The organism is Pseudomonas sp. AC247, assembly GCF_979258015.1.
The window spans coordinates 1,892,751-1,907,581 of sequence record NZ_OZ409829.1 but is presented as its reverse complement, the minus strand read 5'-3'; the positions used below and the strand labels follow the sequence as shown (position 1 = coordinate 1,907,581).

The 14,831-nt window shown below is 62.0% G+C and carries 12 protein-coding genes; 7 read left to right on the top strand and 5 right to left on the bottom strand.

The genetic code is table 11. The features are described from left to right. Window positions 1-45: 45 nt before the first annotated feature. On the top strand, window positions 46-1,014 hold the full coding sequence (locus tag ACZZ0B_RS08795; protein WP_008083953.1) for a 2-hydroxyacid dehydrogenase: 969 nt from the start codon (window positions 46-48) through the stop codon (window positions 1,012-1,014). Here ACZZ0B_RS08795 and tssA read toward each other — a convergent pair. The 5 genes from tssA to ACZZ0B_RS08770 are packed head-to-tail and all read right to left on the bottom strand — an operon-like array spanning window position 1,011 to window position 8,527. Beyond that, entirely contained in the window at window positions 1,011-2,093 is a 1,083-nt protein-coding gene (gene tssA, locus ACZZ0B_RS08790; protein ID WP_463544888.1) for a type VI secretion system protein TssA, read from the bottom strand. The genes ACZZ0B_RS08795 and tssA overlap by 4 nt on opposite strands. Further along, window positions 2,090-5,920: a type VI secretion system protein gene (locus ACZZ0B_RS08785; RefSeq protein WP_463544887.1), complete on the bottom strand. Its 3,831-nt coding sequence runs from the start codon at window positions 5,918-5,920 to the stop codon at window positions 2,090-2,092. The genes tssA and ACZZ0B_RS08785 overlap by 4 nt, the downstream gene beginning before the upstream one ends. Further along, the gene (locus ACZZ0B_RS08780) at window positions 5,917-6,681 is read right to left on the bottom strand and encodes a DotU/TssL family secretion system protein (protein ID WP_463544886.1); all 765 of its coding nucleotides are present in this window, start codon (window positions 6,679-6,681) and stop codon (window positions 5,917-5,919) included. The genes ACZZ0B_RS08785 and ACZZ0B_RS08780 overlap by 4 nt, the downstream gene beginning before the upstream one ends. Before the next feature lie 18 nt (window positions 6,682-6,699). Continuing rightward, the gene (gene tssK / locus ACZZ0B_RS08775) at window positions 6,700-8,031 is read right to left on the bottom strand and encodes a type VI secretion system baseplate subunit TssK (RefSeq protein WP_463544885.1); all 1,332 of its coding nucleotides are present in this window, start codon (window positions 8,029-8,031) and stop codon (window positions 6,700-6,702) included. A 46-nt stretch (window positions 8,032-8,077) separates the two neighbouring features. Next, window positions 8,078-8,527 carry a type VI secretion protein gene (locus tag ACZZ0B_RS08770; RefSeq protein WP_463544884.1) on the bottom strand — a complete coding sequence of 150 codons (450 nt, stop codon included), beginning with the start codon at window positions 8,525-8,527 and terminating at the stop codon, window positions 8,078-8,080. A gap of 227 nt (window positions 8,528-8,754) precedes the next feature. Between ACZZ0B_RS08770 and tssB the strand changes: the two genes are divergently transcribed. The 6 genes from tssB (at window position 8,755) to tssG (ending at window position 14,831) form a co-directional block, all read left to right on the top strand. Continuing rightward, on the top strand, window positions 8,755-9,297 hold the full coding sequence (gene tssB, locus ACZZ0B_RS08765; protein ID WP_008083961.1) for a type VI secretion system contractile sheath small subunit: 543 nt from the start codon (window positions 8,755-8,757) through the stop codon (window positions 9,295-9,297). Between the two features lie 30 nt (window positions 9,298-9,327). After that, window positions 9,328-10,809: a type VI secretion system contractile sheath large subunit gene (gene tssC / locus ACZZ0B_RS08760; protein WP_008083962.1), complete on the top strand. Its 1,482-nt coding sequence runs from the start codon at window positions 9,328-9,330 to the stop codon at window positions 10,807-10,809. Between the two features lie 299 nt (window positions 10,810-11,108). Beyond that, window positions 11,109-11,606: an Hcp family type VI secretion system effector gene (locus tag ACZZ0B_RS08755; RefSeq protein ID WP_008083964.1), complete on the top strand. Its 498-nt coding sequence runs from the start codon at window positions 11,109-11,111 to the stop codon at window positions 11,604-11,606. Window positions 11,607-11,621: 15 nt separating this feature from the next. Then, window positions 11,622-12,065 carry a type VI secretion system baseplate subunit TssE gene (gene tssE / locus ACZZ0B_RS08750; RefSeq protein WP_463544883.1) on the top strand — a complete coding sequence of 148 codons (444 nt, stop codon included), beginning with the start codon at window positions 11,622-11,624 and terminating at the stop codon, window positions 12,063-12,065. Then, window positions 12,049-13,842 carry a type VI secretion system baseplate subunit TssF gene (gene tssF / locus ACZZ0B_RS08745; RefSeq protein ID WP_463544882.1) on the top strand — a complete coding sequence of 598 codons (1,794 nt, stop codon included), beginning with the start codon at window positions 12,049-12,051 and terminating at the stop codon, window positions 13,840-13,842. The genes tssE and tssF overlap by 17 nt, the downstream gene beginning before the upstream one ends. Continuing rightward, entirely contained in the window at window positions 13,806-14,831 is a 1,026-nt protein-coding gene (gene tssG / locus ACZZ0B_RS08740) for a type VI secretion system baseplate subunit TssG (RefSeq protein ID WP_463544881.1), read from the top strand. Before tssF ends, tssG begins: the two co-directional genes overlap by 37 nt.

Below are 14,831 nucleotides of genomic sequence, written 5' to 3'. Positions count from 1 at the left end.
ACGACTTTTCGCGACCGACACAGCGACGATCACAGGAGCCGCGCAATGCCCGCCACCGTTCTGGTACTGGTTGAAACCATCAATGATTACTTGCCGATTCTCGAACATCAGGGCTTTCACCTGATTCTGGCGCCGACACCGGCTGAACGGGCACAAGCCATCGCCACCCACGGCGCGCGCATCGATGCGGTGCTGACCCGTGGCCCGCTGGGCCTCACTGCCGAGGAAATCGCCGCCCTGCCCGCGTTGAAAATCATCACGGTGATCGGCGCCGGTTACGAGCAGGTCGATCTGCAAGCGGCCAGCGATCGCGGGATCACCGTGACCAACGGCGCCGGGGTCAACGCCTCGTCGGTGGCTGACCACGCGATGGCGATGCTGTTGGCGTTGGTGCGCGACATTCCACGGTGCGATGCCGCGGTGCGTCGGGGCGAATGGCCGAAAATCATGCGCCCGTCGCTGGCCGGCAAGCGCCTGGGGATTCTCGGGTTGGGGGCGGTGGGCATGGCGATTGCCAAACGGGCGAACCTGGGTTTCGACATGCACATCAGCTATCACAGCCGCCAGCTGCGCAGCGACGTGCCTTACGCGTTCTGCTCGACGCCGACCGAATTGGCGCGGGCCTCGGACTTTCTCATCGTCGCTACGCCGGGCGGGATCGGCACGCAGCACCTGGTGACGCGCCCAGTCCTCGACGCACTCGGCCCCAAAGGTTTCATCGTCAACATCGCCCGCGCCAGCGTGATTGCCACGGCGGACCTGATCACCGCGCTTGAACAGCGCAGAATTGCCGGCGCCGCGCTGGACGTCTTCGACCATGAGCCGCAAGTGCCCGATGCGTTGAAAACCCTGAGCAATGTGCTGCTCACCCCGCATGTGGCGGGTCTGTCACCGGAAGCCACCCAAGGCACGGTCGAGTTGGTGGGCAAGAATCTCGCGGCGTTTTTCTCCGGTCAGCCGGTGCTGACGCCAATTGCGCTGCCGCCGAAACTCAACAACCAGCGCGTGCACTAAAGCACCCCGAGCAACGTCCACAATCGTCGCGATTCGGCATCGGCCGAGATCAATTCACCGAGCAGTTCGCTCAGCGGCTTGTTGCCCCACTCGACCCCGCGCCGAATCAGATACGGCACGGGACTGTGAGGCTCGGTGCGCGCCAGATACTCAGCGATCAACAGCAATTGCCGGTAGGCCTCTTCGCGGTTGGCCGGTTCGCGAAACACCTGCGCGATCGGCGTCGCTTTCTCAGGCTGCTCTGCAGCGGCAGGCACCTCGACCCGTGGCGGTGGTGAAGCCGGTTGCTGTGGGTGCATGGCGATGAATTCCTCAACCAGTGTCAGCAGCGCTTGAATGATGTCCTGCAGCGGTCGCACGCCTGGCCCCTGTTCACCCAGGTAGGCTTCACTCCAAGTGTCGAGCCGTTGCAGGTGTTGCAGGCTCAACAACAGATTGCCCTGGGTGCGCAGCCAGAACGCCAAGGGCGTTGCGCGCACCTGATCGTTGAGTTTCTTCTGTTCGTTGCGCGCGGTTTCCGCCGAACTCTTGGCTTTCTTGCTGTCATTGGCCTGCACCTGCTGAACCTGCAAACGGCGCCAGACTTCCAGCGTACAACTCTCGAAATCGCTGTTGCGTGTACCGAACAACGGCACGCGCGTGAGCAAAATTTCACTGTAGCGACGCACCAGCCATTCCAGCGGAATCACCCGCCATGACTGATCGCCGTCCTCGGCCTGCGGATGCAGATGCTCGGGAAAGCGCTCACACAATCCGGCGATCAGCGCCAGGCTGCCGGGCAATCCATCCAGCGCCTGCAAGTGCAGCCAGGCTTCGCCGAGCCAGGCGCTGAGCATCAGGTCCTTGCTGCGTTCGAGCAACAGCTGCGTCGTGAGCTTCTCGACTTCCGACCAGTTGGCCCGCTTCAGTGTCGATTGCCAGACACCGGTTGGCAGGCTGGCGTCGTCCTCTCGGCGCAGGTCGCGCAACTGGTCGAACTCGCGCTCGTAACGCAGATCGACCCCACAGGGCGCCTGCGTGCTGATGGGCGCAAGCAATTGCTCAATCAAGTCCGGCAACGTGGTCGATGGCAGGCTCACAACCCCTCCTTCTGCGATTCAATGGCGGCGGTGCTGCTGGTCGCCTGAAACGGCGAACGCGGTGCGCGGGTGGGCAGCGGTGCAATCGACAGCGGCAATTTCGAGCCCTGACTCATCAACGACAAGCGCACGAACATCCGCGTGAATTCGCTGGTGACGCTGTCGCTGGACGCGGTCACCGGCAAACGCAAGGCCAGCGGAAACTCGGTGTAGTCCATGCTCGGCTGACGCTGCACCGAGAAATGCGCGCGCATCATGCGCAGCAGCGACCAAGGCCCGCCGTACTCCCAACCGGCTTCGAGGTCGCGCACCACCAGGTTCGGTTGCAGCGGATCGTTGACCGGGCGCTCCTTGCCGTTGCGCGCCCAGCGCAGGGTCAGGCGGATCGGCTGGCCGACCATCCAGCGCAGATTGGCTTGTTCGCCGGGCACCGGATAATTGATCTGTTGATTGCCGGCCAGCAGCCCGCCCGCGATCACTTGATCAGCGCCCTTCTCGTCATCGCGATCAGTGCGCCAGCGCACGTCCAGTTCGACGCCGAGAATGCCGCTCTTGTCGCGCACGAACAGCGGCGCCAGCCACGTACTGGCCTGCTTCAGACGATTGAGAAAGTCTGCCGCCGCCACCCGCTCCGGGGTCTGATTGGAAGCCAGTCCCGCCTGCGCCACCGGCAAGCGTTTGTCGATCAGTTCCAGTAAATACTGGACCCGCGCCGGGTCGGCATCCTGCGCCTGCACACCGTTGGCAAAAGGAAACCGATCCGCCAGGTATTGATTGAAGTAGTTGGCCAGTTCATTCCACGCGGCCGCCGCTTGTTGCACCTGGAGCAACTGGCAGCGCTGCATGGCCGTCTGTTGCAGCTCCAGTGCGCGCATTGCCAGGGTGCCGCGGCCGCCAGACAGATTGGCGGTCTGCAGCATCTGCAAGCACGTATCGGTGTCCATCTCGACGAAATCGCGGCTGACCAGTTGCTCGATCTGCGCCGGCGAGCTGGCCGGATTGGCTTCCTTGTACTTGAGCAATTCGTCGTTGAGCGCACTGAACTGCGTCACGCGTTCGTAATCGAGCGCGGACAGATTGGCCTGCTGCGTCATCAGCCACTGCAACGAGGTGGCTCGCCGCTCGATAATGCCGAGCATGGTGTTGAACTGCTGCTTGAGACTCAGTTTGAGGTCCTGCACATCGTTGGCACCGAACAATTGCAGGCCGAGGTTTTTCGCGCCGTTCCATTGGCTGATTTCAGTGCGTCCACCGAACAGCGGTTGCGCGGTGATTTCATCCAGACCATTGATGATCTGCGCCATGGCGCGGCGGTTAAGCGCGGTTTGCAGGCGCGTCGCCAGGTCCGTGCGATGGACTTCGACAAAGGCCTTTTGCAAATCCATGGCTTGTTCGGCCCGCACATTGAACACGGCATAGGGATGCGCCTGATCGTTATGATCCTTGAGGCTCATCCACATGGCCTGGGCGGCGGCGCTCTCGGCGGTTTTCATCATCGCACTGCGATAATCCGGCGGTATGCGCGGCAGCTCTTCGGCGATGTAACTGTTGTAATCGGCGAAATACTTCAGCGACTCATTAAGGTCATCGCCGTCTACGGTCTGCCCTTGCAGATTGACGTTGTCCTGGCTGTCACGCAGGGCCACCGAGACAAAATCACGCTTGAATAACCCCTGAATCGCGTTATGCAGCTTCACCACTTGCTCCTGCAACGCCAATTGCCCGCTGGCCTGTTGCACCAGCAAATTGTCCCGCGAACCGACCTGGGCGATCCATTGATCGCGAAAGCTCTGCTGCAACTGTGCCGCCTGAGTGTCGAGGTCTTGCCCGACCTGCTGCCCCAACAACGAACTCTTGCGCACCTTGTCGATGAAATCGCGATAGCCCGGCACCAGTTCCTGGCCCTTGCCGCGACTCCAAGTGGAATTGGTCAGGGCAATCGCCGCTTGCAGGTCGTCGATCAGCGCGCCCAGGTCTTCCAGTTCGCGCAGGCTATTGCCGCTGCCGGCCTGCAGTTGATTCAGGTGCAGTTTCAGGTAACCGGCGCGGCTGACAAAGTTGTCGGCGAGAAAGTACTGATCGAGCCAGCGCTGCATCAGCCCGGAAAAGTTGCTGACGATCTGCGGACGGTCGACGCTCAGGTCGAGTGCCTGCAAATTGTCGCCGTTGCTGTCGCCGGCCACGAGCAATCGATTGTAGAACGGCGCGTAGGGCAAGGTCGCGCTGTTGAGGTTCAGCGACAGCGCGCTGTTGCTCAACTGCACCAGATCATCCAGCGGCGCGTGCTGATCGGTCTGCACCTGATTGAACAATTGGTTCTGCTGCTCCAGCCGCAACGCGCGATCGACCAGATCGTTGGCTTTTTGATAATTCTGCCATTGCGCCGGGTCTTCGCTCTCGACGCTGCTGCGTCGGTCGGTGCTGCGGATCGTCTTGATGGTTGCCAGATCGGCGCTCAGCAATTGATGCAGAGGCAAGAGAATATGCCGTTGGGTCGACTGGAAGACCTCTTGCTCCAGTTGCGTGTCGAGCGAAGAAAACCACGAGGTCGGGAACACCAGCGAGACATAGTTCCAGTGCGGCGCCTTCTCCAGCACCCGCCAGAACGACTGGACGTTGCGCCGGGTCGGCTCGATGCGATGCGCCTCATCGGTGACCGCCACGTAGCTTTTCTGTGCGTTTTGCATCTGCCGCGCCAGCTCGTGCGCGTCCCTGACCGAGACATGCCAGACCCAGACCATCGCCACCGCCCAGACCACCCCGACCACCAGGGCAACGCCGGCGGTCAGCCGTTGCCAACGCTGGCGCAGACGCAGCAGGCGCGGCACGCTCTGCGCCAATCCGCGTTCCCCGACCAATCGCTGCCGCCATAACTGTCGCGCAAACGCGCTGCGCTGCAGACCGCTGTCGTCGGCGGAGAAACCATCCTGCGCATCGTCCCCGGCAATGTTGGCGGTGAAATACACACCACGAAAGCACGGTGCTTCGCCCTGTGCATTGCCCTGAAAAACCGGTTCGAGAACATTCTGCAAACCACGCCGCAATGTCTCCAAGCGATCAGGCAAAGCGTACAGATCCGCACTCAATTGCCCGCAAAGGGTGCCGATTTCGATCACCGCTTCGGCCACCGCCCGGTGCAGGCGATCCAGCGCCTGATCACTCCATTGCCCCTGCCAGACGGCGTCACGCGGGTACGGTGACGACCAGCCCAAGGTGCGTTCGCGCGCCTCTTCCGGCAGCGCGCCGATCAACTCCTGAAACCCCGGCAAATCTTCCAGGCCGGTGACAATCACGTACACCGGCACGCTCAGGCCGAAGCGTTGCAGCAAGTCGATGAAACGTCGGCGCGCGGCCAGGCCAAGACTGGTGGCCTGCTCCAGATTGCTCAGGCGACTGGCCGGCACCGTCCAGATCACCGCGTCCAGTGGCCGTTTGCTGCGCAACCGCAGGATCAGCCCGAGCAGGCGCCACCAGCCGCCGCGTTGCAGGTGCATGCCGTCATCCGGCAGAAACAGCGCCTGCGGCACCACCAGCACCGCGCCTTCGGGGTCTGACCACCAGCGGCCGAACCAGGCGGGTTTGTCGGTCGGCTGCAAGCGCCATTCGCTGACCAGTTGCGTGCCCTGGGTTTCATCGCCGAGCATCAGCAGCCACGGCATCTGATAACGATCCTGACTGCCCTGCTCCTGCTCCATGTGGCGCACCGACGCATAAAAACTACGGATCGCCGCGCCGCTCTGGGTGCGCAACCACCACACCGCCACGGCGATGATCACCAGCAGCAGTAACAGCGCAACCACCCACGCAACAATCGTCAGCGGGCTCATGAGCCTTGCTCCGGTGCGGCGACCACATCGCTGGTTTGCAATATCGGTTGCAACTCCTCGGCGATATCGCGCCACAACCAATGGCCCAGACCCGTCAGCAACAGCAGCATCGCCAGAATCCCCAAGGCCAGGCGAAAGCCGTCCGGCAGCGCCGTGCGCACCGGCAACTGCAAGGGGGTCGCCAGCGACGGCTGCACCAGACGCCGACTGACATCGTCATACGTGGCTTCGTCCTGCCAGGCAAAATTGAACAGCGCCAACCGCCACTTGGCCAATTGCGCGAGGCTGTGTTCACCGCGCAGGCGGCCATGGAAACCCAGAATCAGACATTGCAAATAGACGTTGGCCAGATCGCGAGTGATCGGTTGCTGGTCATCGAGCAGACTTTGAATCGCCGCCGGCACCTGCTCGCCCGCCTGACGACTGGCGTACAGCCGCGACTCCAGTGGTTTGTCCTGCCACGCCGCCTGCCCCGGCCATGGCTCGAACAACAGGGTTTCATCGATCAAGGCGACGAAGGCGTAAACCAGCGCCTTGACCTGCTCGGTCGCCGAATCGCCGACCCGTGAATACGCCGTGCGCCATAACCGTTGCGACGCCTGCGTCGACAGCTCGACCACGGTCTCGACCAGCGCTGTTTCGTCCTCACTGTCCTTGGGCAGATGCACCCAGTCGTGTTGCCATTGCTGCCATGCCTCGCGGAACGCGCTGCTCAACGGTGCGTCCTGCAACCCAAGGCTTGCGGCACTTCCTTGCGACATACGGCGTTCCTTGTGTGATCAGGCACTTTCACTGTTCTGGGCAATAAACAGCACTACTTGCCACGGGCTGCTGGTCAGCTTCGCAGCCGGGGCGGCGATCATCAGCGGCAGTTGCGCGTCAAACCAGGCACCTTCGGCGCTGATCACAAACAGCCGCGTATCTTCGCCGACGCTATACGCCACCTGCTCGCTGCGGCTCATCACTTGATGGCTCAAACCGCTCATGCGCTGCCGACTGAGCAAGGCAATGTGCGGTGCCGACGCGATGATCGCGCTGCGCAACCAGTCAATCGCCGCTTGTTCACTGGCGCCGTTGGGCATGCGCAGGCCGATGACCAGGCGCTGGCTCGGTTGTTCATCAGGCAGTTGAATGGAAAAACTCTGCTCGCCACGTTCGAACGGCAAGCTGCGATAGCCGGCGCGGATCAGTTCGAGGGTGGTTTCCAGCCATTGCAGGACGGCGTCATAACCGTGCTGCAACTCGACAAAGTCCAGCGGTGCGAACGCCGGCACGCCGGCCAGCGGATCAAGCGCTGACCACGCGCCGGCCACGCCCAACAGTTGCACATAGAGCGTTTGCGGCTGGGCGATGCGACTACTGAGCGTGCCTTCGACTTCCGGCAAGCGTGCCCACAGCGCGGTCAACTGGCGGCGGATTTCCAGTGCATCGTCCTGATTGCCGGCCTGTTGTGCCTGACGCAAGCGACCACCGAGGAACAGGCATTTCTCCCGCGCCCGCGCGCAGAGCCCGGCGATGCGTCGACCGAGTGCAGATTCCGGCAGCACGATTGGCGTCGGTGGTGTGTAAGCCAGCGGCAGGAAACCGCCGCCCTCCTTGCGGATTTTCAACAGCGGCAAACAGATCGAATCGGCCTTGTTCTGCTGCGTGCACAAGCGTGGGTTGGGGCGCCACACGGTAATCGATTCAGGGAATTCGCCGCTGGTGAGATCCGGCAGCGCCTCGCCGAGCACCGACTGCAAGCGGCCCTTGAGCGGCAGCAACTGGCCGGCACGCCACAGCGGACTGATCGCCAGGTACACAGTGACGGTAGCGTCGTCGCTGGCATCGATCGCCGCACTGACATCCAGCTCCAGTGTCGGCCCGACCCCGGCCTGCAAATCCACCGGCAGACCATCAGGCATGGTGCCCTGCAGCGATAACACGCGCACTACGCCGGCGCTGAGTGCCGACGGGTCGAATTCCATGTGGCTGACGCCCCAGAACCACGGATTGCATGCCTGCGCCAGATGCGCGCCCAAGGCTTCAGCCCGCAGCCCTTGCAACTGAAAATGCTGCGGCAGCAATTGCATGCCTTCGTGCCAGCAAACCGCGTCAGGTAGCAGACTCATACGACTCCCTTCGACAAGACCGCGATCCGGCGGCAGCGGTGGTATTTCAGTGCTCGGTGTTGTTCACCAGGGTCATCTCGCGACTGTCGAATTTCAGCCACGCCTCACTCTGGTCGTCGAGGCGCAATCGGTGCGCTCCGGGAGTGTTATAGCTGGCGAAGACTAAAAGTCCAGCGGCCTTCTTGCCCCCCAGCGGGAAGGGTTGACGATCGATGAATTGCCCCGGCACCAGCTCAAGCCCCCACACACTCATCAGTTGCCGATAGTCGCGCTGATACTGCTCGCGCCCGGCGAACCACTGGCTGGCGCTGATGCCCGACAGTTGCTTGAGCAGATCGGGGTCGTTGACGGCGATGAAATCCACGGCAATCGGTGTGTCGTCGTTGGCTTTGGGGGCGACATCGAGGGTGAGGCTGTCGAGGTCGACCTTCGGCCCGAAAAAGGAGCAACCGCTGAGGCACACCAGCAGCAACGTTATAAACAATCGTCTACGCAAAATGAATTTTCCTTTTCGCGAGCCTGTCCAAAAATGTTTTTGCTTGCATTTTTATAGACCTGTTCTAGCGTCTTGGGTAGTTCGGTTCCTACAGCCGAATGAGGAAGGTTTGTCAAAGGAACGACAGGTCATCTGCCTCCCTTTCTAACCTACGGTCCAGCAAGGGAAAGCGATGAACGGGCCATCCCGATGCATTGCGCCCGCTCATCGCATCGGAGTTCGCCGACATGGCAGAAAGTACTCAGCACAAGCTCGACCGGGTGCGCCCGCCCCGAGTGCAAATCACCTACGACGTCGAAATCGGCAACGCCATCGAGAAAAAGGAATTGCCGCTGGTGGTCGGGATTCTTGCCGATCTGTCGGGCAAGCCACTTGAGCCATTGGCAAAACTGAATGAGCGGCGTTTTACCGAAATCGACCGCGACAACTTCAACGAGGTGCTCGCCTCGATCAGCCCGCGCGCCACACTGCAGGTGAACAACACCCTCAGCGGCGACGACAGCAAGCTCAATATCGAACTCAACTTCAAGCACATCGACGACTTCGACCCGGTCAAGGTGGTGGAGCAAGTCACGCCGCTGCGGCGCCTGTTCGAGGCCCGCCAGCGTCTGCGTGATCTGCTGACCAAACTCGACGGCAACGATGACCTGGACAAGCTGTTGCGCGATGTCATCGCCAACACCGAAGGCCTGCAGGAAATCAAGTCGGCCCGCCCGGACACCGCTACCCCGGCAGCTGATGCCGAGGCTCCGGCCGAACCGCAAGCCTGATCGTCCACTTAATCGAGGGGAGAATTCGCCATGCCCGCTTCTGCTCAGAAACAAGCCAGCGACAGTACGACCGAGACACTTTCCCTGCTCGACCAGATCATTCTCGACGGCCGCATGGCCCACGATGACAGTCAGCAGGATTACGCCCGCGACATGCTCGCGGAATTCGCCACCCAGGTACTCGACGAAGGCATGGCCATCGACAAGGACACGGTGGCGATGATCAACGACCGCATCAGCCAGATCGACGAGCTGATCAGCGCGCAACTCAACGAGGTGCTGCACCATCCTGACCTGCAAAAACTCGAAGCCTCGTGGCGTGGCCTGCACATGCTGGTGCAGAACACCGAAACCAGCACGCGGCTGAAATTGCGCCTGCTCAACGTCACGCAGAAAGAGCTGCAGAACGACTTGGAAAAAGCCGTCGAATTCGACCAGAGCGCGCTGTTCAAGAAGATCTACGAAGAGGAATACGGCACCTTCGGTGGCCATCCGTTCAGTCTGCTCGTGGGCGATTACACCTTCGGCCGTCACCCGCAGGACATTGGCTTGCTGGAGAAACTGTCAAACGTTGCCGCCGCTGCCCACGCACCGTTCATTGCCGCCGCCAGCCCGCGCCTGTTCGACATGAACAGCTTCACTGAGCTGGCAGTGCCGCGTGATCTGTCGAAAGTCTTTGAGAGCCAGGAGCTGATCAAGTGGCGCTCGTTCCGCGAGAGCGAAGATTCGCGCTACGTCTCACTGGTGCTGCCGCACTTCCTCCTGCGCCTGCCGTATGGCCCGGACACATCGCCGGTGGAAGGCATCAACTACGTCGAAGACGTCAACGGCACCGACCACAGTAAATACCTGTGGGGTAACGCCGCGTGGGCGCTGTCGCAACGTATCACCGAGGCGTTTGCCAAGTACGGCTGGTGCGCGGCGATTCGTGGTGCTGAAGGCGGCGGCGCGGTAGAGGGTTTGCCGGCGCATACCTTCCGCACCAGTTCTGGCGACTTGTCGCTGAAATGTCCGACCGAAGTGGCGATCACCGACCGTCGTGAAAAAGAGCTCAACGACCTCGGCTTCATTGCCCTGTGCCACAAGAAAAACAGCGACGTGGCGGTGTTCTTCGGCGGCCAGAGCACCAACAAGGCGAAGGTCTACAACACCAACGAGGCCAACGCCAACGCGCGGATCTCGGCGATGTTGCCGTATGTGCTCGCGGCGTCACGTTTCGCTCATTACCTGAAGGTGATCATGCGCGACAAGGTCGGCAGTTTCATGACCCGCGACAACGTGCAGACCTACCTCAACAACTGGATCGCCGACTACGTGCTGATCAACGATAACGCCCCGCAGGAAATCAAGGCGCAGTACCCGTTGCGCGAAGCGCGGGTGGACGTCACTGAAGTGGCCGGCAAGCCGGGCGCCTATCGGGCGACGGTGTTCCTGCGGCCGCACTTCCAGTTGGAGGAGCTGACGGCGTCGATCCGCCTGGTGGCGACCTTGCCGCCACCGGTTGCCGCTTAAAGCTCAAACACAAACCCTTGGTGGTGAGGGGATTTAGCCCCGATGGGCTGCGTAGCGGCCCTGGATTTTGGGGCCGCTACGCAGCCCATCGGGGATAAATCCCCTCGCCACAGGTTCAGTACGCAGTGCTCAGTACTGAGTACTCAGTGCTCAGTACTCAGTACTCAGTACTCAGTACTCAGTGTTCAGTGTTCAGTGTTCAGTGTTCAGCGTTCAGCGTTCAGCGTTCAGTGCTCAGAACCCTGAGCCCAGTGTTCAGCCCATTTGCCTAATGTGATTTTCTTCAGGAGTTTCAAGCGATGGATGCAATCATTCTCGACCTCGGCGGCGACATCAAAGGCGACAGCCTGCTCGAAGGTTTTGCGGACAAGATCGAAGTCATGTCCTACAGCCACAACGTCGCGATGCAAGTGACCAACGACGTCAGCAACTCGGAGCGCACTTCCGGTAAACCGCACATCGGCGAGTTCACCCTGACCAAGTTCGTCGACAGCTCGACACCGTCACTCAACGAGTACTGCTGTGCCGGTAAACCGATCCCTGAAGCCACGATCACCATCGGTCGCAACGCCGCCGAAGGCAGTGGACAGTTGATGCCCTTCATCGTCTACACCCTGACCAACGTGGTGATTTCCAACGTCAGCGTCAGCGGCGGCACCGGCGGCAAACCGGTGGAAACCCTGTCGCTGAACTTCACCAAGATCAAATGGGAGCTCACCGCACAGAAAGACGACGGCACCAAGGAAGGCACGGCCGCATCGACCTGGGACATGGCCGCCAACAAGCTTGTCAGCTAAGCCGGCGTCGCGGCCATGGCAGGCACCGGCATGCTCCCCCCGCTGTTCGAACGCCTCGCTTCGAGCGAGGCCGACGACCTGCGGGCGTTCGATCGGCAGGACTTGCTCGACTCGGTACACGCCGAACTCGGGCGCCTGTTCAATACCCGGCGTGGCCCGCGTACACTGACCCAGCCACCCAGCGTGATCGACTACGGCATCGCCGACTGGAGCGCTTTGCAACAACAGCGCAGCGATGACCGTCGTCGTCTGGCGCGGGATATTCGCGAAGCCATCACCTGGTTCGAACCGCGTCTGAAACTCGGCGAAGTTCAGATCAACCCCCTGCCCGATCAGCCGCAACGCATGAGCATTCGCTTGCTCGGTGAGCTGCGCAGCGGTCAGCAACACTGGCCGGTAGCGTTTGTCATCGAGCCCGGCGGCCAAGGGCTGGAGGTGCGCCATGAGCGACTCGATTGACCCGCAACTGCTCGACTATTACCAACGCGAACTGACCTGGCTACGGCATGCCGGCAGTCAATTCGCCGAGCGCTATCCGAAAGTCGCGCGGCGCCTGGAACTGTCACCCGGTGAATGCCCCGACCCGCATGTCGAGCGTTTGCTCGAAGGTTTTGCGCTGCTGGCGGCGCGTCTGCAACGACGCCTGGATGACGACTACGCCGAGTTCAGCGATGCGCTGCTCGAACAGCTATACCCCTTGGCGATGCGTCCGCTGCCGTCGTGCGCCATCGTCCAGTTCGAACCGGACCCGAGCAAGGGCAACCTTGATGGCGGCTATCCGCTGCCCCGCGACACACCGCTGTTCGTCACCACCGACAAGGGCCAGAGCATCCACTTTCGCACCTCGGCCGCAGTGAATCTGTGGCCGATAGAGGTCAGCGAAGCGTTGCTGCTGGGCAGCGACGAGGCACAGGCCCTGACCGGCGTGGCGCAGTCGCGTTCGGCATTGCGTCTGAGTTTGCGTTGCCTGGGCGACAGCCAATGGTCAACGCTTGCCATCGAACAACTGCGCATTCATTTGGCCGCCTCGCCGGTAATCAATGCCTGCCTGTATGACCTCCTCGGCGCGCACGCGGTGCAAGTGCTGGCGGGCTCGCCGGGCAGTGTGCCGGTGGCGGTAAAAGGCTTGCCGACCATCGTCGGCTTCAGCGACGACGAGGTGCTGTTACCCGATGAGGATGGTGTGCATCCGGGCATGCGTCTGCTCGCTGAATACTTTGCCTTCCCCGACAAATTTCATTTTTTCGACCTGCCGCTGCGCGGTGTCACCAGCGACAGTCAGACGCTGTACCTGTACATCGTGTTCGACCGCGCCCCCGGCAGTCGCCTGCATTTGCAAGCCAGTGACATTGCCCTCGGTTGTGCACCGGTGATCAATCTGTTCCCACGCACCTCGGAGCCGCTGCGCCCCGACGGCACCCGCAGCGAATACCGCTTGATCGCCGACAGCCACCGCGAAAACAGCGTCGAAATTCATAGCATTCGCGGCATGCGCGCCAGCTCCAGTACCGGCGTGCAAAGGCTGCCCGCCTACTACGGCAGTCAGCACAGCGGCGGCGATCAACAGCGGTACTGGCATGCGCGGCGGGTCAACGGCATGACGCCCAACCGACTGGGCAGCGACTTGTTGGTGAGCGTGGTCGACACCCGTTTCGAGCCGCAAACCGATCTGCCCGAGTACAGCCTGACTGCCGAGCTGCTCTGCACCAACCGCCACCTCGCGCAAAGTTTGCCGGCGGGTACACCCTTGGGTTTCGAGCGCCCCGGCCCGGTCGCGTGGGCGCGTTTGCGCAACCCGCCGAGTCCGCAGAGTTTGCCGCGCCTGGACGGCGATTCACGCTGGCGCTTGGTGTCGCAGCTGACCCTCAATCACCTGTCGCTGGTTGAAGGTCCACAGGCGCTGGATGCCCTGAAAGAGATTCTGCTTCTGCACAACCTGCGCGATGAAGCCAGCGCGCTGCGGCAGATCGACGGCTTGCTGAGCCTGCGTTGCGAACGTGTGATCGGCCATGTCGGCGTCGATGCCTGGCGCGGCTGGCGCAATGGGCTTGAGGTGCAATTGCAACTCGATCCAGAGCATTTTGTCGGCAGCAGCGCGGTGCTTTTTTCCGCGGTGCTGGCGCAGTTCTTTTCGGTGTACGCCACGGCCAATCGCTTTGTGCGCACAGTCCTGATGCAGTCCGACAAGGAGGTCAAGGCATGGCAACCCCAAGCCGGCATGCCCCTGTCGCTCTGACACTGAGCCAGCGCCTGCGCCGCGATCCGCAGGCGTTCGAGTTGTTGCAGGCATTGTTGCTGCTGGAGCGCGAACAGCCGCAAGCCGATTCCCTCGGCAGCGGTACTTCGCCTCAAGCCGAAGCGGTGAAACTGCGCGGGCCATTGACGCCGATGTTTGCCGCCAGCCAGATCGAAGCCCTGCGCGAAGAACCGGGTGAACCGCTGACCCTCGACACGCCCGTGTTCGGCCTCGGTGGCCCGGACGGCCCCCTGCCCTACGCCTATCAGGAATGGCTGCAACAACGGGCGCGCGCCAAGGATCACGCGCCGGCCGAGTTCCTCGATCTGTTCCAGCATCGCTTGCTCAGCCTGCTCTACAAAGTGATGCGCAAACACCGCATCGCCCTCGGGTTTGTAACGCCGGGCGCTTCGCCGGTGCAGGCGCAATTGCGTGCGCTGACCGGGTTGTTGCCCAAATCGCTGCAGGAACGCCAGGCGATTGCCGATTGCGCGGTGCTCGCCTGCACTGCGCTGTATGCCGATGGCCGCCGCTCACTGGCCGGGTTCGCGGCGATTGTTCGCGAGCAGTTTGCGCTGCCCGTCGAACTGAGCGCTTACGAAGGTGCCTGGCGCGACATTCCGTCAGCGAGCCGCAGCGTGATGAAGGCCGGTGGACGCAACCTGCAACTGGGGCGCAGCGCCGTCGCCGGCACGCGGGTCTGGGATGAACATGCCGGTATTCGTCTGACACTGGGGCCGCTGCCCTCGACGCAGGCTGGACGATTTTTGCCGGACGGCGAAGCGCATCCGGCGCTGGCCAGCCTGGCGGCGTTGTACTTCGGCCCGGATCTGGACATCACCCTCGTGCTGCTGGTACGCGGTGCCGGGCCGATGAAACTCGGGCGTCAGGCCCCGGCGCTGCTGAGCTGGAACGGCGGGATACAGCGTCAGGCCAGTCTCGCGGTGCAACGCATCGAAACCCGTCTTCGTCAGCTGGAGATCACCTGA